19 protein-coding genes and 1 pseudogene are annotated in these 22,943 nt (G+C 36.9%); 4 read left to right on the top strand and 16 right to left on the bottom strand.

The annotated features are described in order from the left end of the window. Nucleotides 1–36 precede the first annotated feature (36 nt). Nucleotides 37–795 carry a nicotinamide riboside transporter PnuC gene (gene pnuC, locus AB3I42_RS01260; RefSeq protein WP_131773230.1) on the top strand — a complete coding sequence of 253 codons (759 nt, stop codon included), beginning with the start codon at nucleotides 37–39 and terminating at the stop codon, nucleotides 793–795. A 153-nt stretch (nucleotides 796–948) separates the two neighbouring features. Here the strand turns inward: pnuC and AB3I42_RS01255 are convergent, their stop codons facing one another. From AB3I42_RS01255 to AB3I42_RS01240, 4 genes are all read right to left on the bottom strand, one after another. After that, nucleotides 949–2,244 carry a hypothetical protein gene (locus tag AB3I42_RS01255; protein ID WP_368022204.1) on the bottom strand — a complete coding sequence of 432 codons (1,296 nt, stop codon included), beginning with the start codon at nucleotides 2,242–2,244 and terminating at the stop codon, nucleotides 949–951. A gap of 90 nt (nucleotides 2,245–2,334) precedes the next feature. Next, nucleotides 2,335–2,979: a pyroglutamyl-peptidase I gene (gene pcp, locus AB3I42_RS01250; RefSeq protein WP_010738311.1), complete on the bottom strand. Its 645-nt coding sequence runs from the start codon at nucleotides 2,977–2,979 to the stop codon at nucleotides 2,335–2,337. A gap of 55 nt (nucleotides 2,980–3,034) precedes the next feature. Continuing rightward, entirely contained in the window at nucleotides 3,035–3,979 is a 945-nt protein-coding gene (locus AB3I42_RS01245) for a DUF979 domain-containing protein (protein WP_010719880.1), read from the bottom strand. Between the two features lies 1 nt (nucleotide 3,980). Beyond that, nucleotides 3,981–4,667 (bottom strand): DUF969 domain-containing protein, encoded by a 687-nt coding sequence (locus AB3I42_RS01240; protein WP_010719881.1) that lies wholly within the window; start codon nucleotides 4,665–4,667, stop codon nucleotides 3,981–3,983. Between the two features lie 471 nt (nucleotides 4,668–5,138). On the opposite strand from AB3I42_RS01240, the gene AB3I42_RS01235 reads away from it, so the two are divergent. Then, complete coding sequence (locus AB3I42_RS01235) at nucleotides 5,139–5,459, top strand: multidrug efflux SMR transporter (RefSeq protein WP_010719882.1); 321 nt, start codon at nucleotides 5,139–5,141, stop codon at nucleotides 5,457–5,459. 162 nt (nucleotides 5,460–5,621) lie between these two features. On the opposite strand, the gene AB3I42_RS01230 is transcribed toward AB3I42_RS01235, so the two are convergent. Next, complete coding sequence (locus AB3I42_RS01230; RefSeq protein WP_010738312.1) at nucleotides 5,622–7,046, bottom strand: basic amino acid/polyamine antiporter; 1,425 nt, start codon at nucleotides 7,044–7,046, stop codon at nucleotides 5,622–5,624. A gap of 208 nt (nucleotides 7,047–7,254) precedes the next feature. On the opposite strand from AB3I42_RS01230, the gene nrdI reads away from it, so the two are divergent. Together nrdI and AB3I42_RS01220 are read left to right on the top strand one after the other, a co-directional pair. Continuing rightward, the gene (gene nrdI / locus AB3I42_RS01225) at nucleotides 7,255–7,704 is read left to right on the top strand and encodes a class Ib ribonucleoside-diphosphate reductase assembly flavoprotein NrdI (protein WP_368022203.1); all 450 of its coding nucleotides are present in this window, start codon (nucleotides 7,255–7,257) and stop codon (nucleotides 7,702–7,704) included. A gap of 629 nt (nucleotides 7,705–8,333) precedes the next feature. Continuing rightward, nucleotides 8,334–8,735, top strand: coding sequence for a hypothetical protein (locus AB3I42_RS01220; RefSeq protein ID WP_010738313.1), 402 nt, complete (start codon nucleotides 8,334–8,336; stop codon nucleotides 8,733–8,735). Here AB3I42_RS01220 and AB3I42_RS01215 read toward each other — a convergent pair. From AB3I42_RS01215 to AB3I42_RS01165, 11 genes and pseudogenes are all read right to left on the bottom strand, one after another. Next, a pseudogene (locus AB3I42_RS01215) lies at nucleotides 8,718–8,954 on the bottom strand (IS5/IS1182 family transposase); the annotation flags it as partial. The gene AB3I42_RS01220 and the pseudogene AB3I42_RS01215 sit on opposite strands and share 18 nt — an antisense overlap. 267 nt (nucleotides 8,955–9,221) lie before the next feature. Beyond that, on the bottom strand, nucleotides 9,222–11,210 hold the full coding sequence (locus AB3I42_RS01210; RefSeq protein ID WP_368022202.1) for a glucose PTS transporter subunit IIA: 1,989 nt from the start codon (nucleotides 11,208–11,210) through the stop codon (nucleotides 9,222–9,224). Nucleotides 11,211–11,223: 13 nt separating this feature from the next. Continuing rightward, a complete protein-coding gene (gene murQ, locus AB3I42_RS01205; RefSeq protein WP_010738315.1) occupies nucleotides 11,224–12,120 on the bottom strand; it encodes an N-acetylmuramic acid 6-phosphate etherase in 897 nt (298 codons plus the stop codon). Next, complete coding sequence (locus tag AB3I42_RS01200; protein ID WP_131773233.1) at nucleotides 12,107–13,183, bottom strand: DUF871 domain-containing protein; 1,077 nt, start codon at nucleotides 13,181–13,183, stop codon at nucleotides 12,107–12,109. The genes murQ and AB3I42_RS01200 overlap by 14 nt, the downstream gene beginning before the upstream one ends. A gap of 440 nt (nucleotides 13,184–13,623) precedes the next feature. Beyond that, nucleotides 13,624–14,181 (bottom strand): histidine phosphatase family protein, encoded by a 558-nt coding sequence (locus AB3I42_RS01195; protein WP_010738316.1) that lies wholly within the window; start codon nucleotides 14,179–14,181, stop codon nucleotides 13,624–13,626. Nucleotides 14,182–14,267: 86 nt separating this feature from the next. Beyond that, complete coding sequence (locus AB3I42_RS01190) at nucleotides 14,268–15,764, bottom strand: Lsa family ABC-F type ribosomal protection protein (RefSeq protein ID WP_181914607.1); 1,497 nt, start codon at nucleotides 15,762–15,764, stop codon at nucleotides 14,268–14,270. 349 nt (nucleotides 15,765–16,113) lie between these two features. After that, nucleotides 16,114–17,235, bottom strand: a complete 1,122-nt coding sequence (locus tag AB3I42_RS01185; RefSeq protein WP_181914608.1) for a glycerate kinase — start codon at nucleotides 17,233–17,235, stop codon at nucleotides 16,114–16,116. 213 nt (nucleotides 17,236–17,448) lie between these two features. Continuing rightward, entirely contained in the window at nucleotides 17,449–18,897 is a 1,449-nt protein-coding gene (locus tag AB3I42_RS01180; protein ID WP_368022201.1) for a hypothetical protein, read from the bottom strand. A gap of 261 nt (nucleotides 18,898–19,158) precedes the next feature. Further along, entirely contained in the window at nucleotides 19,159–20,085 is a 927-nt protein-coding gene (gene glsA, locus AB3I42_RS01175) for a glutaminase A (RefSeq protein ID WP_010738321.1), read from the bottom strand. A gap of 22 nt (nucleotides 20,086–20,107) precedes the next feature. Then, a complete protein-coding gene (locus tag AB3I42_RS01170) occupies nucleotides 20,108–21,538 on the bottom strand; it encodes an amino acid permease (RefSeq protein ID WP_010738322.1) in 1,431 nt (476 codons plus the stop codon). Nucleotides 21,539–21,567: 29 nt separating this feature from the next. Beyond that, nucleotides 21,568–22,776 (bottom strand): ammonium transporter, encoded by a 1,209-nt coding sequence (locus AB3I42_RS01165; protein WP_010738323.1) that lies wholly within the window; start codon nucleotides 22,774–22,776, stop codon nucleotides 21,568–21,570. Between the last annotated feature and the right edge of the window lie 167 nt (nucleotides 22,777–22,943).

Here is a 22,943-nt window from a genome sequence, read left to right as displayed (position 1 = left end):
GCATACTATATTTAGTGTTTAAAGGAGCTTTTATCAATGATAAATTATTTTCGCTTTTTAGCACACCAACTCAAAGGTTGGCCTCAACAAAATTACTATCTTTTCTTTTTTAGTCTTGGGTGTCAGATTATGACCCTTGTGAATAGCCCTATTACTTGGTTAGCGGTGATCACTTTTATCGGTACTACACTTGGTGTCTTGTGTATCTTATCAATCAATGCAGCGAAATCTGTTAATGGTATTTTAGGAATTTTATCAGCTATTTGTTTCATCATCGTTGGTTTTTCTGCTAAAAATTACTTGAGTATCGGCGAACAAATCGCCTATATGATCACCTTAGATATCCCTGTTTTATTAAGTAAAGAATGGAATCATAACATGGCAGCAAAAATCCGTAAGTTCAATGGAAAAACATGGTTAGTCGCAATTTTTGCTACGATCCTGGTTTATGCTATTTCAGGTTTCTTGATTGGGCGCTTAACAGACGATCCACGTCCTTGGATCGATGCTATTGCCTTTTCAATCAGTTTGACAGCTGGTGTGATCAGTTTCTTGCGTTACAATAACCAATATTATTGGTGGTTGGCTTCAGGATTAGCACAGATGGTTCTGTGGTACATCTCATTTAGACATGGTTCAGCTAGTTTAGCTATGTTTGTCAATAGTTCCGTTTACCTATTGAATGATGTCTTGGCTTTCACAGTTTCTCCTTGGTATAACCAAAAAGAACGTGAACGAATGCTAAAAATGGAAAAAGAATATGAGCAAGAGCATGAAAAGAGTGTGCTGATTTAAGACCGTGCCATGATCATTTTGATCTGAATATAATCGACAGTCTTCTGGTAAAGCATGTTTCGATGTTCCCTTTTTCTTGGTACTTATCTAAATAAGCTAGCTGCCGCCAACAATTGATTGGTGGTAGCTAGCTTATTTTTACCCTATCGACTTTCACAATAGTCTTTTTAATAATTGCTTAGTTTTTGAACTTTCTGTTTGCAAAACTTTTTCTAATCGTTGGAAATATTGTAACGCATGTTGTTGTTCTTTCGATAAGGAATAGTCATTTTCATTTAGTTCTGTTAAAATGGTCATCACTTTTTTCGTTTTCAACTCAACAGCAATTTTATCCCATACTTCCTCGGTGACTACCTTTTTCTGTGACACATTTTCGTTGGCTATCACTGTTTGCTTCATTTCTTTTTCTTTTCGTAAGACCTTCAAGAAACCATTTCTCATGACTCTAGGAATACTATCAAAGAAGCCTTCTGTGAAACCATAACGACAATATTGCTGCCAGATGAAAAGATACACCTCGGATTGGATAAATCGCTGCTTGCGTGCATATTCGGTCATTTTACTCTGTTGTTCTGGAGTTTGTTGGCGTCCAGTTGCTCTTAATTGCTGGATGAATGTTTCAAAGAAGGTCAATGATAGTTTTTCACCCCCATCAACAGCGATCAACGCCCAGTCTTTTTGCAAAAAAGTTCGGTAATTCGTTAAAAAAGTCTCGACATCTTTCACTAATTCTTCTGAAAAATCTTCAAATAGTTCTTTCTTCCCACGAATTTTTTTAGGGGTTCCCTCTAATTGCGTTGCAATACGTGAGATCTCTTGTTTCAGCGCTTGATAATCAGCAAGATAAATTGGCATATCTGCTTCACGAAAATCCACAACCCTGGCAACTAGTTTTTGATCAGGCAAATAGGGATTTTTTAATTTTCGATTTTGGTAGAGCATAAAACAATATTCTTGCCATAAATCTTCTGGAAACGCCACGTTTTGCTGTTTCAGCCACAATAATTCGTCTAGTGCTAAATCGACTTTAGTCATTCCTTGATTGATAGATGTTGCGATTTGCGGGCTTACGTGTAAATGTTCAGCAAAGTGATTGATCCCTAAAGAAAGGCTCTTACCGGTCTTTGGTGAATGAACGATATATTGCACTTTTAATTCACGACCGCATTCGCAATATAATTTTTGTTGTCGCCGTTTGGTACGAAAAAAAGGATTGATTTTAAAATCGGAAAAGACCCAATCAGTCGCTGCTAAATAATTTTCTTCTATAAATTGGGAATTGATCAAGTAGCGTCGATGTTGATCAACTAATTGACGTTGTTTCGTCGTCAACTTTTCATAGATTTCCCAACGCTGATTACTTGTATACTGTTTTGATATCTTAATTGGATAGACTTGATTGATTTCTTTGGGATACCATTCTTTAAATACCTTTTGCCAGTCGTTCATTACTTATGTTTCCTTTCAAAAAAAGAATCGACTGGTCTAATTCGACCAGTCGACACAATGATTTGTTTTTCACTACATTATTTGTAAAAATTAGTGAGTTGTTCCTGCATTGCCAGCAATGTCATGATCATTTGTTACGGCTGCTTCTACTGCATAAGTCAAAGAAGCGGCAATATCATCTAATGACATTGATGGTGTGCCTACTGGACGATCAATCACTTGATCAGGTGAAAATGGCACATGGATAAATCCGCCACGAATCGTCGGGAATTTTGTCTCAATCAAGTGAAGCAAACGATACATGATGTCGTTGCAAACAAAGGTACCCGCTGTATACGAAATGTAAGCAGGCAATCCATGTTCATGGACATTTTTTGTCATTGCTTTAATCGGTAAAGAAGTGAAATAAGCAGCTGGTCCATCTGGTTCTAACGCTGTATCAAAAGGTTGGTTTCCTTCGTTGTCAGCAATTCTAGCTTCTGCTAAATTGATTGCTACTCGTTCGAATGAAACAGCTGAACGTCCACCAGCTTGTCCAACACAGATGACGATTTCCGGCTGATGTTCTTCGATTGCTTTTTCCACAACTTGGCTGCTTTTAGCAAAAACCGTTGGGACTTCCACTTTGATAATTTGTGCTCCAGCAATTTCATCAGGCATTTTTTTCACTGCTTCATAAGCAGGATTCACTTTATCTCCACCAAATGGATCAAAACCAGTTACTAGTACTTTCATTTTACATTCCTCCATTATTCTCAATATAAACTAACTATTATTATAGAGTTTTTTCTTATTTAAATAAAATCATATAAACGATTTGGAACACTAACATGAAGATCGCTACGAATAATTGGTTCTTGATTACGCCGTATTTGTCTTTCATCTCTAACATTGCCACAGGCACGACATTGAAGTTTGCAGCCATCGGTGTTAACAAGGTTCCACAGAACCCACAGGTCAGAGCAACCATTCCCACTAGTGCTGGATTTGCGCCGTGACTGAATACAAACGGTGCACCGATCCCTACAGTCATTACCGTAATCGCTGCAAAGGCGTTCCCCATAATCACCGTGAAGATAACCATACCCAATGCATAGATTATAATACCGACATTCACATTACCTTCGGGAACGATTTGCCCGACTGCATTAGAAATAACTGTCCCTACTCCTGCACTTGTAAAAACCGCTCCTAATGATGCCAAGAGCATTGGTAACATACTTAAAGGTCCTACTGTTCCTAGCATATCTGCAGCATCATCTAAGAAAGTAGTTGGTCGATTGTCTCGTGAGAAGAACATCATGATCACCATTGCGGCAAAAACACCAACACCAACACCAACTAATGCGCCAAGCTTAGTAAAGAGTGCGAACAAGATTGCAAAGATCCCAATACTCAATGCCGGAATAAAGATTTTCATTCCTAATTTATCAGACATTTTTTCCATGTATTGTTTAGAAGGTAAGCGACTTTCTCCTTTGCTGACTTTCTTTGCAATCGCTGGAACTGTCATGGCAAAAATCAAAAGACCGTTGACGATCGCAGGTAACCATCTTCCACCAGCAATTACGATTCCTAATACTGTCCAGAAAAAAGCAGAACCGTATCGATGAGGATTCGTTTTATCGTTAATATTTCTGATTCCTGTATAAATAAGAACTAACCCCATGATGATATATAATATTTCTAATAATTTATCCCCTAATAAAATTTCAGGATCTGTAAAAAAGCTCATATTATTGCCCCTTTCCTGAATAATATTTTTTCGCTAATTTTTTCTCTCTTAAGTAGAAATAAATACTTGCAACAATCAGTGCAACGACAGCAACTGGTACTTCAACCAAAGCAAGTTGTCCTAGTGTCACTTCATAACCCAGACCTTTTAAAGTCGATTGAACTAACAACGCACCTGCTCCACCAACGAATAATACTTGACCAAAGAACCAACAAATATTTTCCATCGCAGAAGACATGCCTTTTAATTCTTCCTCATGTTGTGGATCAATTTCCAGGCCTTTTGATTCGACTGTTCCTAAAGCCATTGGCATGATGATTGGGCGAACAAAACCGGCAACTCCACCAAAGCTGACATTGAACGCTGCAAAGATCATACGGAAGACCCCATAGATATCAATGATCATTCCAGCTGATACTTTCTTAAAGCGCTTAATAAGCGAAGCTGCTGATTCTTTCAAACCATTACGTTCCAGTGTACCTGTTGCCAACATAATAATGATAAAAATAGCCATTCCTCGATTATTGACAAAACTTGTTCCTAAAGTTTCTAACATTCCTTCAATTCCTAAACCGCCTGTCAATGCGGTGACAATCAGTGCGACCATTACGATCAAAATTGAATCTAATTTTAGTGCAAAACCGATAATGACGATCAAGACACCTAAAAGACTAAGATAGTTCTCCATTTGACTTTCTCCTTAAAATTACAAGATATTTTTTTATTATAAATCAAAAAGCCATGAAAATATAGATAAAATCCAATTATCTCATTATATTTTTTAAAAATTCAGTCAATTCAATAAAAAAATTAGAAAAATCACTTACGATTGAAACAACTCGTTTACAGTTCAAATTTTTTGAGATCTTATTTTTGTTAACTAACAAATGAACAAAAAACAAACAAAAACGTGCTTAATTATCTAAAATAACACTTTAGCATAGGTGTTTTCCTCCAAAAAACGACTTCTAAATCGAATGGCCGATTCAAATTGGTTCACGTTTTAGCTTATCACTACCCTTATTTTTTATTCTGTGTTATCCTTTCAATTAACAAAATAATGACACAACTATCGCCGGGTAGTATTAAGAGGATAAGCATTCCATTAGGTCTTTGGAGGAATGCTACTCCTCTTTTTTGTGTAAATGGAGTGATTAATATGGCATGGTTTGAATTAATCTTAGCGGGAATCTTGGAAGTTTTTTGGTCTACGATGATGAAATGGAGTGATGGTTTTTCTAAATTGAATTATTCTTTCTACACGGTCATTGGCATGATCGCCAGCTTTTATCTCTTATCAAAGGCGATCAAACAGTTACCAATGAGTTTATCATATCCTATTTGGACCGGAATCGGTGCCGTTGGTTCAGTGATCATTGGTGTCGTCTTGTTTCATGATAAACTGACATTAGCCACTTGGTTTTTCGTTGGCTTATTATTGATTAGTCTGGTCGGAATCAAAATAACGAGTGGACATTGATCCTACATTATCAGGAATGGTTGATCAGACCAAAACAATAGTAGGTGCATGAACACATCAAAAAAAGCCAGATAACCGGTTTTGCTAACGATTCTTTTATTAGAATCATGAATTACCGTTTATTTGGCTTTTTTAATGACTTAATTTAACATATTTGTGTATTTAAACATGTAAAACGCCTGTAGCAAATAGAATCATTGCTGTTAGTCCGATCATTGTGACACCGACTAATAAAAATTTATCTAAGTGAAGATGAGGGATTGGCTCATTTTGTTCTTTCCGGGCTCTTAAATAAAAGAAGATCCCAGGTAAGAAGAGTACTAACACTAACATCACTTCATTGAAAGCAACCACGAGCATTGCCCAGACTTGAAATGCACTGGCTAAAAAGCCGATAAAGAATTGCCCCCATTCTTTTCTTTGATAAGATAGTTTCATCTGATAAAGACCTAAGAATAACCAAGTAAAGAATATCGCTGCTGTCCCAAGTGTGTAAGCAAAATTATACGCACTATCCGTGAACAATAAAGAAAGTAAGAAAACATTAGTACAAATCGTCGTTAAGACAATAGCATATGTTGGCGCACCTTTTTTATTGACTTGACCCCAGCGTTTCGGTAATAAGTTAGCATCTGCCATATTCCTCATGGTTTCAATCGGTAAAATCGTCCAAGATAACCAGACACCTACAAGCGAAATGATCAAACCACCGTTGATCAAGATTGCTCCCCATTTTCCTACCATCATTTCAAACACATAACCCATCGCTGGCTGTGTTTGGATTCCTTGCAATTCTTTCATTGACATTGTCCCATAAGGTAACATCGAAACTAAAACATAAATGATGATTAAACCAAAAATACCAAGGATCGTTGCTTTCCCTACATCTGATTTTTTCTTTGCACGAGAACCAACCACAGAAGCTCCTTCGATCCCAACAAACACCCATAACATCACCATGATACAGCTCAATATCTGACTAGAAAATGGCACGGGCTGGCCATTCGCACTCAATATGATATCACTAGAAAAATTATCGATAAATTGTTGCAGTGAAAAGGTACTGATTGCTACAACAATAAATAAAAATAGTGGGACAAGTTTACAGATCGTTACAATAGCGTTCACATAACTTGCATTTTCGACCCCACGATTGACTAGCCAAGCATATCCCCATAAAAACAAAGTGCTCATAACGATCGAAGCGATATTCTGACCTCCGTCGAATACTGGGAAAAAGTAACCTAAAGCACTCATTAGCAACGTAGCAAAGGCTACGTTCCCCAACCAACAAGTAAGCCAATAACCCCAACCACTGATAAATCCAGCAAAACGTCCGAAACCAGCTTCTGCATAGCTGAAAATACCACCTTCCAGCTCTGGACGTTTTTTATTGATATTATTGATTGATAACGAGAGCATCAACATAGCTGTTCCAACTAGCACCCAACTAAAAATAGCTGGGGCACCAGCCGATCCGGAGATGTCCGTCATAATACCAAATACGCCACCTCCTATCGCTGACCCAATCACTAAGGCCGCTAGTGGAAACAACCCTATTCCTTTGTTCTGTTGCTCTGTATCCATTTTAAGCATCCTCCAAAATAAACCGCTTTTACCAAAAGTATAACAAATCTTCACCTGTTTTACTTTATTCATAAAAATTCTAATAGAAATATAATTGTAACTATTTTTTTCTAATTATACAAGAATCTTGCATATTCATTTAGGGAAAACCTTTTCCAAAAATTGATAAAAAAATGCTATACTGGAGACAAGAATTGGAGGAAATGTAATGAACATTCTATATATATCGATCTCTGGAAACACACGAGCTTTCGCTAAAAAACTTGCTGAATATGCTGCGAACCAACATGAGTTAAATCCTCAATTACCAGAAATCACGCTAAAAGAAATTCATGAAAATAGTGACTTTCAACAAGAGAGTGAACCTTTCTTCACTTTTGTACCCACTTACTTAGATGGAGGAAATGGGTTAGATAACGGTGATACAGAAATTTTAACAGAAACCATGCGTGAATATCTGGAATACGAAGACAATCATACGCTTTGTCTGGGTGTCGTAGGGAGTGGAAACAAAAATTTTAATAATCAATATTGCTTAACCGCTAAACAATACGCCAGCCAATTTGGCTTCCCTTTCCTCGCCGAATATGAATTACGGGGAACCCCAGCAGATGTTGAGCGAGTATATCAAAAATTAGTCGAAACAGCTAACCAATAATTTCTAAAAAATTCGATCAAAACAGAGAACAGAGAGGAAACTTAGTTGGTAAGTTTCCTCTCTGTTTTTCTTTTTTAGGCTTTATACTCATTCAGTAATCCGCTTATCGAATATCCTTCATCCATCACTTGCGACTATTTTACATTACAATAGAAGTAAACTGTGTCACCTCCAACACTGTGATTTATTGTGTGAACTTGTTAGGAAGCTCTGGCTAAGATAAAACACTCGTCATCCACATGATGCCCCATTCATAGACTTCCGTTATAAAAAGTTATCGTATCAGATTCTAATTCTATTTCAATGGATCTCCCCTTCGTTTAGATTACTTTTGTCAGAAAAATTTGTTATCAAAAACTTAAACATAGACAGTTCGAAAGAGAATCACTAGTCAAAATGGAAGAAATAAAATTCCCCATACTCTTTTTAAAGCTATTCAGTTCAAATAATCTTAATATAACCAAGCATATTGCAAACGTTAACTTAACAGAACAAAAAGGAAAAGGTATAATAAAAATAGAAATATCCAGATTTTTTTATATGTTATTTTATATTTTTTTGACACTAGATTATAAACAAGGTGGTGAAAAAACATTAAAAAAAAGAAATTTCTTGTTGTGTTATTTTCAATGTTTTATTTATTATTTTTAGGTGCTTGCAAGCAAAAGAATGATCCTGTGGTTTCTTTAGAAGAAGTCGATAAAGCAGTGATTTTTGTTAAAGATGACGAAGGAAAAGAAAAAAGTTGGAAAGCTACAGACCCCAATTTTTTAAAAACATTAATAGGAAACCTTAATGTTCTGTTTAATAAATCGGATCAACATGCTCAACGTTATGATATGAAACTGACATCAAAGCAAAAAAGATTCAACTATCAAATAAAGTTTTATAAAAACAATAATGTTGTACAAGAGATTCAGATTTCAAAAGTAAATAAGGTAACTATAGACAAAGAGGAATTCATGATTGGAAAAGAGAAAGAAAACGAACTAGATAGTTTGAAAAATCATTTATTACTTGTTGCTAAATAGATAGGCGATGTTGGGACAATCATCTACCAAAGATATAATAAGCCTGGTTTTGATACGTAATGTCAAAATCAGGCTTATTTTTCTTATTTTAGACACTTTTTCCTTCATGTGTTTCCCTAATTTTCTCAAATTAAGTGCCATGAGTACCGAGCCAATATCAATCGTTTCTCCTTGTTTCCCACGCAAGTGAAAACGATGGAACGCCAAATGAGCCTTTACACTGTTTACCATAGATTTTTTGTCTTGAATGAATCACACTCTTTCTCAACTTTTTTAACATTTTGCTTTGAACAAGTGCCTATAATAATTGACTTGTATTTGGCGATCTTGCTTATTGTATATTTTAGAATGATCAATTAGATTAAGAGTTATTTGGTCTAAGGTACTACAATTATTTTTCCCTCTTATTAATCATAGAAAAGAGCCTGAGACCGCACTTGGTCCCAGGCTCGAATTTTCTCTATTCTTTATCTGCTTTTACTTCGTTCAATTTTTTGTAGCTTCAACAGTCATGACCTTCGCTTTGGCTTTTGTCTCACCTGTTTTTTCTAAAACGAAATTTTTTACTTTCTCCATATTGGTAATTAAAACCATCATCGAAGTTTCTTTACCGGCAGCTTTGATTGCTGCTAAATCGACTTGAGCAACAAGTGTATCAGGTGTCACCAACTGACCTTCTGTTACCTTCACCTCAAATGGTGTACCACCAAGGTCAACTGTATTGATCCCCATGTGAAGTAACACTTCTAATCCATTAGCGGTTGTGATACCAATCGCATGTTTAGTGGGGAACACTGAGCTGATCGTTCCACTTACTGGTGAATAAATCTGCCCATTGATTGGCTCAACAAAGTAACCTTCTCCCATCATTTTTTGAGCAAATACGGGATCACTTGCCTTTTCAAGTGATTCAACTACTCCATCAGCTACAGCAGCTAATGAAATTTCACTTGTGCTGACTGCTCCTGTATTTTCCGTCATTGGTGTCATTTCAGTTGTTGTTTCTTCAGCTAATTCTTCTTTCTCCAATTGCTCTTTAGGAATACCAAAGAAGAATGTTGCTAGGAAACCACCTGCGTAAGCAGCGAGTAGCCCTAAGACATACCCTAACCATTTTCCATCTGAAATCAATGGGATCAAAGCAGCACCAGAAGGCCCGATCGCAATAGCACCTACATTTCCAATCATCCCAACAACAGCACCACCAATACCACCACCGATACAAGCGGTAATGAATGGACGTCCTAACGGCAGTGTCACACCGTAGATCAATGGTTCACCGATTCCTAAGATTCCTACGGGTAACGCACCTTTGATCATTTCAGTCAATTCTTTATCTTTTTTACAACGAACCCACAATGCTAATGCTGCTCCGACTTGTCCGGCACCAGCCATCGCCAAAATAGGTAATAATAGTGTTTTTCCTGTTTCATCAATCATTTGGACATGGATCGGTGTTAAGATTTGATGCAATCCGAACATAACCATCGGTAAGAATAGTGTCCCCAAGACAAATCCTGAAAAGGCACCACCTACACCTAATACCCAGTTGATTCCGCCAACCATTCCATCTGAGATGAAACCAGCGAGTGGCATGATGAAGAAAATTTCGACTAAGCCAATAACAATCAATGATAATGTAGGGGTAACAATAATATCAATGGAATCTGGTACAACTTTATGCAATTTTTTTTCAACGATTGCTAATAACCAGACAGCAAAAATAACACCTAAAATCCCACCTTGACCTGCAGCTAACGCTTCTCCAGTGAATAAGTTTTTAAGTGGCGCTTCTGGATTCATGCCTGTTAATAAGACTACCGCACCGATAACACCACCAAGAGTTGGTGTTGCACCAAAAACTTGAGCTGCATTGATCCCTGTATAAATCACTAAGAAACTGAACATACCATTTTTTAGAATGTTCATGATATCAATGTATTGTTGCCAAGTTGCTGCATCTAATGTACCCGCTGTCACTAAGTTTGCTAGTACCGCAGCAATCCCTGCCACGATCCCAGTACCGACAAATGCTGGAATCATAGGGACGAAAATGTTCGAAATATCTTTCAAGATTGATTTGATTTTTGAAGGTTTTTGTTTATTTTTTTGAGCAGCTTTCATCGCTTGCGCTCTCTCATTTACCAAATCTTTTCCTGAGGCTGACGACTTATCAGAAGCTCTATTTCCTGAAGAAATCTGTTCTCCTAATTTTACACCTGCTTGATCTACCATCGTTTGTGCTACTTTGTTCACTTTACCAGGACCGATGATCACTTGCAGTTGTTCGTCCTCAACAACGCCTAATACACCAGGTATCGCTTTCAATTTTGCAACATCGACAAGCTCATCATTAATGATCTTCATTCGAACACGGGTCATGCAGTGGACAATGCTTTCGACATTGCCCATTCCGCCTACACCAGCATAGATCCGCGTTGCTAGTTCTTCTAAAGTCAATTCATTTTTAGCCATTGGTTCTTCCCCCTCATAAGGTTCCTTTTACAAAGCCGTTTGCTTCAACTAATTTTTCTTCTGCTGTCGCTTTATCACTATTGGTTAAAATCATCACGATCGCTAATTTCACATTTTTATCTGCTTCATTAAAATACTTCTCAGCGGTTTGATAGTCAACCTCTGTTGCTTGCATAATGATTCGTTTTGAACGCTCAATCAATTTTTCGTTGGTCGGTTTCACATCGACCATCAAGTTATTGAACACTTTGCCAATCCCGATCATACTAATTGTTGAGATCATATTCAAAATCAATTTTTGTGCTGTACCAGATTTTAGGCGAGTTGAACCGGTTAGAAACTCAGGTCCTGCATCAACTTCGATCGGATAATCGGCATGTTGACTGATTTCAGCATTTTTATTACAAGAAATTGTAGCAGTAGTCGCACCGATTGTACGAGCATAATCTAAACCGCCAATCACATATGGTGTACGACCACTTGCGGCAATCCCGATGACCATATCATTTTCAGTTAATCCTAAGTTTACTAAATCTTCTTTCCCTAACTCTAAAGAGTCTTCTGCTCCTTCAACCGCAACTGTCATGGCTGCTTCACCACCAGCAATCAAGCCAATGACCATCTCAGGTTCTACACCAAATGTTGGTACACACTCTGCAGCATCTAGCACACCTAAACGACCACTTGTACCGGCACCCATGTAGATCAATCGACCACCTTGTTGGAAAGATTTAATCGTCTGTTGGATCACTGGTTCGATGCTAGCCAATTCTTTTGAAACGGCTTCGGCTACTTTATGATCTTCTTGGTTCATTAGCTGAACTGCTTGGGTAACACTCATTTCATCAAGTCCAAATGTTTGTTGATTTCGTCGCTCTGTTGTTAGATTTTCTAAATTAATTTGCTTCATTTGTTTTTCCTTCTCTTCTAATTATTTTAAAATTTACCCCTGCACGGATTTGCTCAAGTAGCGGTAACTCGGCTTCGCTTATTTGAGCGACTCGATTCACTTTTTCATCTGCTGGTAAATCCTTTTTAGTAATTTGAATTTCCCCCATGTAACGAAGATATCGTTCATTATCTAAAGTAATCGTTCCTTTTGCTCGTTCTTTCGTATCACGAGGAGGAATTTGAGGGATGTTTCTAAACCGTGCATCCGCACTGCGGATAACATCTCTTGCCTCATCTTGCCGATTCATATGGTTTCCTAAAATATACTCGTAAAACTGGGCATCAATTACTTCAGCATGCAGTAAAATTGTTTGTTCTCTTTGATACATGGCAAATTGTTCTTGAACTTCTTCTGAAAGTCTGCCATCACCGATATAAATCAAATCTGTATCGCATGACATCAAATCCAGAGCAGCAGCTAAAGGATGGACATGTCGATGACTTTCTAAAGTAGGTAAACCTTGATATAACGGACCACGTAAGGCTTCGTCCCCTGCCACAAAACCTTGGATTGTAAAGCCTTGTTCTTTTAGCCAATGATTTTTTTCTTGATACCATTTCCGATCTAATCCAGTTTCGGGACGCGGATAGTAATTATGCCATGCTTCAAGTTGAGAAAAATCTGCATTAGCGACTTGTAATTCTGTGACATCTTGTTGAGTGATCGTGCTGGCGTTTAAACTGATTTTGATTTGATGGCTCCAATTCGCAATTTGTTCATTTGAAAGATGATAATCCATTCGTAACCCAGTAACGCCAATCTTTTTTAATGGCTCTAAATCTGCCATCGAAAATCCAGCATGTTTTAAAGCATCTCCAGAAATATCTACCATTAGATCCAATTGATTTTCTTTGGCACATTCGCCTAGTTCTGTTAACCGTTTTTTATATAAACTAGCATCATCTTCAGGAATATGCATAGAAGTAAATATCCCATCAAACCCATTCTTTGCCATCTTTTGGATATAAGCTTTTTTTTCTATCGTTAAAGCTTCATTCATAAAAATCGAAAAACCAAACATCTGTCTCCCCCTCACGCGATGTATCCGTATTCATTTCTATGAACAGAGTATACCTCTTGTGAAATAAAATTTCAACATTTTTATAAAAATAAATTAATTTTATTTCTAAAAGCGTTTTCGTTGGTTGATAATGATAGGCGATTTCAAAGATTAATGGCTAATTATATAACTAAAGAAAGAACGACACACCGACTAAAAAGTGTTTCATGCGCTGAATGACAGAACAAAAATACGCATCAATCATTGGTTCATTCTGACCTCTATTTGATTTTATACAACTCATCAGTCCTTATTGACAAAAAGCCACGTAAATAAACGGAAGAATGACAAAAATAGCAAAAACTATTTTTGGATTCTTCCGCTTATCGGTTTCAGAAATCAACTATTTTTTTGATTCATGATACGAATGTTTGACTCCGCTGCTACCCGCCAAAAATGAGTTAAGACTTTATAGTGTTCAGCTCATGTTTACTAGGAAAAGTAACTAATTCCGTATTTTCAACAAAAAAATCAAAGAATGTCTCATTTGGCATAGGATGGAAATAAGCGTTCATGATACGAATCAACGCATTATGACAAACTAATAGGTAGACATTCTCTTCATCAGCAAGACATTCTTCGATCAATGGAACAACTCGAGCATAAACATCTAACACTGATTCACCATTTGGAAAACGCACCGCAAATTCTTGTCGTGCTTCTTGAAAGATTGTTTCATGACTTGGCATCCCGTCGTATTCCCCAAAATCCATTTCGATTAACCGTTCATCTACTTCCATTGGCAAGTGAAGTTTATCGGCAACGGCTTGCGCTGTATCTTTTGCACGTTGTAAAGGGGAATGGATAATCTTCGTGACTGGGATTTGTAATTCTGAAACTTTTTCAGCCAATTTCTCCGCTTGTTTTTGCCCTTTTTCTGTTAATGGGGCATCCGCTCTCCCGCAGACCCGTTCTGCTGCATTCCAAGTTGTCTCGCCATGTCTAGTTACATATAACATTATTCAACGCTCCTTTGTTTGTTCTGGCTCGATTGTAACATAACTAATGAGCAAAACAAGTTTCACTACTTATTGATGACAATGAGTTATTTGAGTGAAATGAGTCGATCAGCTATTTTATTTAAGAAGACTTGGTCATGATCCACAACCAACATTGCAGGTTTAAACGATAAAATCAGTTGCTCCAACTGGACTTGATTGAAGACATCTAAATAGTTCAACGGTTCATCCCAAACATATAATTCCGCTTTTTGAGAAAGCGACTTGGCTAGTTCAACTTTTTTGCGTTGCCCCATACTCATCTGCTCAATTCGGTTATGAAAGACTTCTCTTTCCATCCCTAACTTGCGGAGATTATTTAAAAATGTTTGATAATCAACTTTTTGCTTTTCTGCAAATTCACTGAGCGTACCTCGATTATCTTCATAATTCTGACGCACGTAACTGATCGTTAGTTGATTAGGCTTATGGATCGTACCTGCAGTTATTCCATCAAAATCGTCTAAAAGATAATGGATGATCGTAGATTTCCCTATACCGTTTCCCCCTGTCAACGCCACACATTCGTTTTGGTCAATCGTAAAATTAACGGGCGAAAAAAGCAGCTGTTGATACCCCAGCTGTAAATTCTCCACAGTCAGCAATCGTTTATGATGTGTTTTTTTGACATTCATTGACAAAGGCTCTACATATTCGATATCCTTCAATAATTTTTCTTTTTCCCCGATTTGCGTTTCCATCCGATTCACGATTGCTTTCGAGCGTTTCATCGTTCGAGCGGCATCCGCGCCAATTGCACCACGATTCACTCTACGATTTTCAGTATCGATAAACCCAACGCTTTTTTTCGTCTTATCTCCCTCACGAGAGCGGGACCACTCTGCTTTTTCTGCTGCAGTTTTCTTCAAGCGAGTGACTTCTTTTTTGATTTTTTCATTTTGGGCAATCTCAAACTCATTTTTTAACTGCTTTTGCTCTTCATATACTGAAAAGTTCCCCTGATACAGTTCTAATTGGCTTTTTTCAATTGCTAATACATGATCGACCACTTCATCGATAAATCCGCGATCATGGCTGATCACGATAAATCCTTGATTTTTTTTCTGCAAGTAATTAGCTACTTGTTTTCTTCCGACTAAATCCAAATGATTCGTCGGCTCATCGATCAAAGGAAAATGCTGATCATCAACAAAAAGCAGTGCTAAGAGTACTTTTGTTTTTTCACCACCAGACAGTGTGTGAAATGGTCGCCACAAAATCTCTGGGTCAGTTTCCATTAATTGTAGTTCTCTTTCGATTTCCCAAAGTTCGACATCAGCTATCTCATTCAACGCATCATAAGTAAATTGTGCTTCTTCTCCAATTTCTTGAGGGAAATAGTTAAATTCTTGCTGATGGATAATCTGTCCTTGATAAGGTAGTTTATCTTGTAAAATGTTCAATAATGTCGTTTTTCCACGTCCATTCCGACCGATCAACCCTAATTTCCAAGTAGTATCAAAATTCAATGTAGCTTGATCAAATAAGGGTAGCACTTGATTGTCATAACCAAAAGTTAAATTTTTAATTTCTATCTTCGACATTTATATCCTCCTATAAAAAAGACCAGTCCTATTTTCAGAACTGGTCGCCAAAGAAGGGATATAAAAAGAGACCCCACCAATGAAAACTCGCCAATTCTGAAAATCTGCCTGCTATTTTTTATTGAGTAAGTGTTTTTCACATTAAATTCTGCATGAGCAAGCTTCAACGGGCAATCGTTAGACCGTTTCTCTTCACTCAAACATCGTGATTAATGTAATTTATGCACTTTTCTCATTAATAAAATAGCCTTAATGCAGCTTTCAATCATTGACTTAGTTTTTCAATGGCAAGATCCCTCACTTCGTTTTATTTGTCATTAGGTTAACATAATTATTTTTAAACTGTCAACTAAGATAAATCATCTTCCACTAATCGGCTGAGATTATGTGTCATAATCGCTACTTTTTCAAGGGTTTCTTGACGATTTAAGGCTTTTTTCAATTCAATCGGTCCTAGCTGGATACTAAAAACACTTGGCAGAAATTCATCTAATCGTCCAAGATTTTTTTCGCGACTGCCACATAACGCAATAACTTTTTTCCCATGTTTCTTTGCCAGTTTAGCTACACCATATGGTACTTTCCCATTGATCGTCTGCTGATCGATTCGTCCCTCACCTGTGATCACGAGATCTGCTTGTTTGATGGCTTCTTCTAAACCAATCAGTTGAGCAACAAGTGAAAAACCAGAAACCATTTTACCACCGACAAGCAATAACGCTCCACCGATTCCACCAGCAGCCCCACTTCCAGAAACAGCATTTAAATCAATATTAGTCGTTTGTTTTATCTGTTCGGTTAAATTCGTTGCCTGTTTGTCCAGAAATGCTAAAGTTGTTTTTGTACCACCTTTTTGCTTACCGTAAATTTGAGCTGCTCCTTGTGGGCCACTGTAAAAACTTGTCACATCAGCAGCAACTAGCAATTGAACCTTTTTGAATTTTTCACGGCTTTTGCCCCACTCGATTCGTTTCGTCGTCAGCAGTGGATTTCCCTCTGTAGCCCCAACTAACTTGGCTCCTAGCGACTGCAACAGACCTAAGCCACCATCTGAACAGCCACTCCCACCTAATGTGACAATCACCTGATCAACCTCTTGTGTCAAAGCATCTTTCAAAAGTTCTCCCAAGCCAAAGCTAGAAGCTGATCGAATCGTTTGATCAGTTGGCTCCTTTAATAAATCAAGACCGATTACTTCAGTTGATTCAATCACTGCCAGGCGTTTTCCCGCATAAACCGTGAGTAAATATCTGCAACTTACTTTTCGAAAAAGCAGATCTACCCCTTCGATTACCCGCCATTGACCACCTAAAGCATGATAGATCGCCTCTGCTGTTCCTTCTCCTCCATCAGCAATCGGGCGATTGATTTTTTTTCCTTTTTTTGAAAACCAGCCGTTCAAAGCTGCTTGATTTAATTCAAACGATGAGGCACTTCCTTTAAATGAATCAATGGCTGCTAAGATCGTCATTGTCGTTCCTCCTCTGTACGTTGCTCTCCTTACTAGTAAGACATGTTTCTCTTTTTTTGACAACCAATACAAGTTGAAAATTTGCAAAAAACAATACACGGATGGGGCTAAACAATTAGCGAGGCTGTTTTTCATAAATAGAAAAGTGACGTTCAAGAATTCACTTCCTTCTTGAACGCCCACTTTCGATTATTGCTATTTGATTCTTGCTGTTTATAAGTGCTTTTTATTTGAAACAACCGACCATGTGGTATTAAGATGCTCATATTTCCTGTTCAAAGAAATTGGTATCACCCTCGTGTTTTCAGTGTCAAATCCACATTGATATACAGTATAATCACAATACACGATTCTGTGCGTAAAATACAAGCATTCATCTGGTAATTCTTCTAACGAATAATAAATCATTGGATTCAGTTCAGTATATTCATTCATTTCGGACATGAGTAGTTCACGATAAAAAATTTGCTTTACAACACTAGGAGCCACAATGAAAATTTCAGTAGGTTGTTCTTCTTTTTCGTCTGTAATCAAGGTCATACTTTTGACAAATTTTCTGATCAAGTTGTGATTCCATCTTACTTTTGGATAGTATGTTTCCTTCCAATCATTGAGAATAACTATGATATCCTCATACAGTTTTTTTTCTGCAGTAGTTAATAAATAGATTTGATCAGGGAGAAATACTTGACCATCTGCCCAGATCGTACGAATAAACTGTAAAAATGATTTTTTTAAAATAAAATCATTTTTACAATTTTTGTCAATTCTAGTTACAATTTTTTCGATTAGCTCATGGAGACAAGGCGTGTTTTCAATGAAACTGGTATAAACAACTTCAAAATTTTTTTTCAATAATTCCATATTTTCGTTCGTATAATTTCGTGTGTTAAATAACGAAAAAATATAATACACGTCTTCTTCTTGTATATCTAAATGTTCTTTTTGTTCAGCTAACCCTTGGCTAACAATATGAAATAAAGGCTTTTTTTCAGCTGACTTTTTATCTTCTTCATCAAAATAAAGAGGATATTCTTTACGTCCAATCGCTATTTCAATTCCTCGAACAATCAAAAATCTATCTTCCTCAGAATATCTTCGTTTGAAAAAATGTGTTTCGACAAAATCAATCAATTGGTGACAAGCATCTATTACTTGATGATTTTTATTTTCATACCCTTCCCAATTAATGTATCTCACTAAGGAAAGTAAAAGATTTCGCACGTCAAATTCAGGAATGATAATTTGTTTATTTCTTAAATAGGAATTAGCTTTAAAGAAATCTAAGACTGTCTTTTTGATCGTATAAACTTTACTTAAAGAGATAAACTCAAGATCTGATAATTCCGTACTAGTGAATTGCCCTCTAAAATAATAACTTAAAAATTTTAAAAAATACGATTGTCCATATAAAAACTGTGTTAACTCTGATAATTCAATACCATGTTTAAATATGACTCTATAGATATGCTTTTCTCGCTTAATGTCTTCGATACAATATTCTAAACATTCGGTGATACTTTCAAGATCGTGTAACACAGTAGGCATTGTCACACCTAACATTTTGGCAATATATTCGATATCTATTTCTTGAAATTCAAATAATTGCTCACAAAGATAGACTTTTCTCGAAATATTCCGCTCAATGTAATTTTCCAACATGCCTTTTTCGCTCCTCTAATTTATATATATACTTATTTAAACATATTACTTAAAACCCATTTTTTTATTCCCTTAAAAGGAAAACGTTTACAAAAACAAAATAAAAAAGTCTGAGCTGGGAAAAAGCTTCTTCCCAGCCCGAACAAACCAATCATTAACTATAAATAAATGACAGTGAAGCATTTTTTGCATCGAGTAAAAAAGATTCAACTAAGGAGGAATCTGTCTTTCATCATTCTGCTTAATACTTTCTCGCTAATTTTAGTCAAAAATATCAACATCGAGTTTTTCGACAACATCTTTTAAAAGTTGGATTCCAGCTGCGCTATTACCAAAAGCATCTAATGCTGGGCTGAAAACACCCATGCCATAATAATTAGGAACAGCTACCATTAGGCCCCCACCGACACCACTTTTAGCTGGAACACCGACATGAACAGAAAATTCCCCTGATTCATCGTACAATCCTGCAGTTGTCATAATTGATTTGACAATCGTTGCGCTTTCTTCTGTAATGATTTGTTGTCCACTCCAAGGAGCAATACCTTTATTCGCTAAGACAGCGCCTAACTTGGCAATCCCTTTAGCAGTCACATTTACTGAACATTGTTTAAAATACACATCGAGGATTTCTGATACATCTCCGTCGATCATTTGATTACCTTTCATGTAATAAGCCAAGGAGCGATTAATATCCCCAGTTCTTGATTCAGAATGATAAATTTCTTCGTTCAATGTAATTTGAGGATCATCACAAATTTCTTTCATAAAAGCTAAAATACGATTGAATTTGTCCTCTGGATCTTTTCCGGCAATCAAAGAAGTGGTTGCAATCGCACCAGCATTCACAAATGGATTCATTGGATGATGACGATGATTGAGTTCCATATTCAAAATCGAGTTAAAAGCAAAACCTGTTGGTTCTGTATTGATCGTTTGAAAGACTTTATCGATGCCATTATCTTGGATGGCTAATAATAATACGGGGACTTTTGACATGCTTTCAATCGCAAAACGAACTTGCGAATCACCCGCTTCGATTAATTGATTTTTCTTCAAATCATAAATTGCCATTCCTAATTGTTCCGGATTTACTTGCGCAAGCGCTGGGATATAATCTGCTACATGTCCTGTTTGATAGTAGTGGAAATTTTTCCCAATCAATTGTTCTAATTCTTTGACATCCATTTTAATAACCAGCTTTCAATTTTTATTTATTATTTGCATGTTGAAATTTATGACGACATGCATAAATCGTAAAAGGAATAACTGCAACAATGAGATATGAAATGACTAAAATCGTTTCATAGATTCCATGTTGTCCTGCAGCAATACTTGAAGGTGGTACAAAAGAAATACAAAAGGCAAATAGTGAAGTCAATAATCCTAAACAAGCGACAATAGTTTTGACAACTTTTCCACCTGGCACTTGATAAGCCCGTTCTAATGAATCATCTTTGTAAACTAATTTTAAATAGCCAATAAAAAACATAAAATACAGCATCAAATAGATAACTACTGTTAGTGACATAGCTGCAAGGAAGGATAAATTATTTCCGCCACCACTTAATGTAAAGACAGTTGCCCAAATGGATGCAACGATCCCATTAGCAATCATTAAGTTTGCCGGTACACCATAAGCATTTTCTTTCGCAAAATGTGCGGGTAATAAACCTTCTTCGGCAGCCACATGTAAGGCTTTAGATGGTGAAGTGACCCATGATGCAATTTCTCCAATAACCCCTAAGCACACTAAGATAGCAAGAATTTTTGCAATCCAAGCAAGACTAGGATCAATGTGTCGCAATAAAAATTCAAGAGATTGAATAACCCCTGTATTGAGTGATAATCCTTGTTGAGGAACAGTTGTTGCCACTGTCAATCCACCAAATGTATCCAAAATAATCGCTAATATAACTAATACGAACATCGCTAGTGGATAATTCTTTTTAGGATTTTCCATTTCATTTGCATGACTAGCGGAAGTTTCTACCCCCATATACGCTAAAATAAATGAAACAAAAACGACTAATGTTGGTAATTTTGAGAAATCAGGTATCAATGTTTTCATTGATAGTGTCGTTTGTAAGGGTGCGCCAGAAGCCACATAGTGGATACCTAATCCGAATAGAACTAGTGCTGGTAACAAGATCCCTGCAATAAACCCGATCCGAGCAATCAATGAAGTATATTTTGTCCCTCTTAATTGAGACAATAAAATAGCCCAAAAAATAATTAAAAGAATCGCTAATTTCAAAAACTTATTATTTTGAATCGCAGAGATTCCTGTTGCATAAGATAATGCTCCTGTCAGGAAATACAGCATCGTTAAGTAACCAACTGTGATTTCAAACCATTGGAAAAAGATAGCAGCAAATCCAAATCTTTTACCTAGCGTGCGACTTACCCAAGTGTAGACACCGCCTTTTTCCCAGCCTTTAACAGTTGCCATTTCAGCCGCGCATAATGCTACCGGAATAAACCATAACAAACCGCCTAACAACAGGAAGAAAACCAAACTAAAGCCCGATGTCGCAAATGTTGGGTACTCATAAAGTGAAACAACCATTGAGATCGTCATGGCTAAAAAGCCAAAAAATGTTAATTTCTTCGCAGGAATTTTCGCTTTGCTTTCTTGCATGAAACTTCCTCTTTTCTACTATATTTAATTTATTTATTTTCAAAAAACGTGAAATCTAATCCTTCTTCTTGTTCTTCTTTCGTCGTCGTGATGATCGTTAGACACATGATGCTCTTTAAGATACCTGCTGTGAGCGCATAAGCGTATAAGGCAACTAGACAAACACCGATGATTTGAACACCTAATAGGAACCAGCTGTGTGAATCAGAGAGCAAATGAGCATTTGTAGCAAAAAGCCCAATTAAGATGGTTCCAGTAAAACCACCCATGCCATGTACACCCCATACATCAAGTGCATCATCCCAATTTTTCTTCTTACGAAATGCAACAGCATACTGACAAACAATTCCGGCAATGATTCCGATGATGATGGCACTTCTTGGATTGATATAGCCTGCACACGGTGTAACTGTTGCAAGTCCAGCGACAGAACCAGTTAAAATGTCGACAAAATCAAAACCATTCCCTCTGATTTTCGCTAAGATCAACCACGTCATCATCGCAAATGCCAACGCAACAAAAGTTGAACCAAAAGCATTGACCGCTTGGTAATCTGCTCGGAGTGCCCCTCCAGCATTAAATCCAAACCAGCCAAACCAAAGAAGACCTGTTCCAATAGCTGCTGCCATCAAACTACTATGTCCTGATCGTTCAGAAGCAGGAATCTTTCTTTGTCCAAGTGTCAAAATACATGCCAGCGAGCCGAACCCTGCAGTCGTATGGATGACAGCACCACCAGCAAAATCTCGGAAGCCTAATTGTGCTAAAAATCCGCCTCCCCATATCCAGTGACAAACAGGGAAATAAATCAGAAGATTCCAAAAAATCAAAAGCAAAACATAACCTTTAAGATTCAATCTTCCAGCAAAGGCCCCCGTCATCAATGGAACGGTGATTACGATGAACATCAATTGATATAAAAAGAACATCAAAAAAGGAATCGTTGCTCCATGTAATAAATTAGGTGCGTTAGAGACATGCTTCATTAAAAAAAAGTCAGCTGGATTACCAATTAGTCCACCGATATCTCTACCGAAAGCTAATCCAAAACCACCAAATATCCACATCAAAGTTGTTATTCCTACTGAAAGAAACGACTGTGCCATAATAGTTGTGATGTTATTTTTCCGTGCCAACCCGCCATAAAAAAATGCCAAGCCAGGAGTCATCAAGCAAACCATTGCGGTACATAAAATCATAAATGCTGTATCACCTGTATTGATAGGTAAATGATTCATTCGTTTTCACCTCTTTTCTATGGTTTGAGTATAAGAAATTTTAACATCTGTTTTTTGTTTATCTTTTTGCGTTTTGTATCGTCAAATCCGAAATAAACTAAAATATTGGTCTAATTACTTCTTAAAAGTCTTACCTTATTTAATATGTATCCGTTTTTTTAATCACT

Source organism: Enterococcus sp. C53, from assembly GCF_040887425.1.
GTDB classification, from domain to species: Bacteria; Bacillota; Bacilli; order Lactobacillales; family Enterococcaceae; genus Enterococcus_B; species Enterococcus_B hirae.
Note: the sequence above shows the minus strand (reverse complement) of the source record. Positions and strands in the feature narration are given on the sequence as shown.

Bases quoted from the DNA above. Each gene is read 5' to 3' on its own strand.
- pcp (WP_010738311.1), bottom strand. From the start codon at position 2,979: ATGAAAGTACTAGTAACTGGTTTTGATCCATTTGGTGGAGATAAAGTG.
- AB3I42_RS01235 (WP_010719882.1), top strand. From the start codon at position 5,139: ATGGCATGGTTTGAATTAATCTTAGCGGGAATCTTGGAAGTTTTTTGG.
- AB3I42_RS01170 (WP_010738322.1), bottom strand. From the start codon at position 21,538: ATGCAAGAAAGCAAAGCGAAAATTCCTGCGAAGAAATTAACATTTTTT.
- AB3I42_RS01230 (WP_010738312.1), bottom strand. From the start codon at position 7,046: ATGGATACAGAGCAACAGAACAAAGGAATAGGGTTGTTTCCACTAGCG.
- AB3I42_RS01180 (WP_368022201.1), bottom strand. From the start codon at position 18,897: ATGTTGGAAAATTACATTGAGCGGAATATTTCGAGAAAAGTCTATCTT.
- murQ (WP_010738315.1), bottom strand. From the start codon at position 12,120: ATGAAGCAAATTAATTTAGAAAATCTAACAACAGAGCGACGAAATCAA.
- AB3I42_RS01195 (WP_010738316.1), bottom strand. From the start codon at position 14,181: ATGTTATATGTAACTAGACATGGCGAGACAACTTGGAATGCAGCAGAA.
- AB3I42_RS01255 (WP_368022204.1), bottom strand. From the start codon at position 2,244: ATGAACGACTGGCAAAAGGTATTTAAAGAATGGTATCCCAAAGAAATC.
- AB3I42_RS01165 (WP_010738323.1), bottom strand. From the start codon at position 22,776: ATGAATCATTTACCTATCAATACAGGTGATACAGCATTTATGATTTTA.
- AB3I42_RS01185 (WP_181914608.1), bottom strand. From the start codon at position 17,235: ATGACGATCTTAGCAGCCATTGATTCATTTAAAGGAAGTGCCTCATCG.
- pnuC (WP_131773230.1), top strand. From the start codon at position 37: ATGATAAATTATTTTCGCTTTTTAGCACACCAACTCAAAGGTTGGCCT.
- AB3I42_RS01190 (WP_181914607.1), bottom strand. From the start codon at position 15,764: ATGTCGAAGATAGAAATTAAAAATTTAACTTTTGGTTATGACAATCAA.
- glsA (WP_010738321.1), bottom strand. From the start codon at position 20,085: ATGGATGTCAAAGAATTAGAACAATTGATTGGGAAAAATTTCCACTAC.
- AB3I42_RS01245 (WP_010719880.1), bottom strand. From the start codon at position 3,979: ATGAGCTTTTTTACAGATCCTGAAATTTTATTAGGGGATAAATTATTA.
- AB3I42_RS01200 (WP_131773233.1), bottom strand. From the start codon at position 13,183: ATGTTTGGTTTTTCGATTTTTATGAATGAAGCTTTAACGATAGAAAAA.
- AB3I42_RS01240 (WP_010719881.1), bottom strand. From the start codon at position 4,667: ATGGAGAACTATCTTAGTCTTTTAGGTGTCTTGATCGTCATTATCGGT.
- AB3I42_RS01220 (WP_010738313.1), top strand. From the start codon at position 8,334: ATGTTTTATTTATTATTTTTAGGTGCTTGCAAGCAAAAGAATGATCCT.
- AB3I42_RS01210 (WP_368022202.1), bottom strand. From the start codon at position 11,210: ATGGCTAAAAATGAATTGACTTTAGAAGAACTAGCAACGCGGATCTAT.
- nrdI (WP_368022203.1), top strand. From the start codon at position 7,255: ATGAACATTCTATATATATCGATCTCTGGAAACACACGAGCTTTCGCT.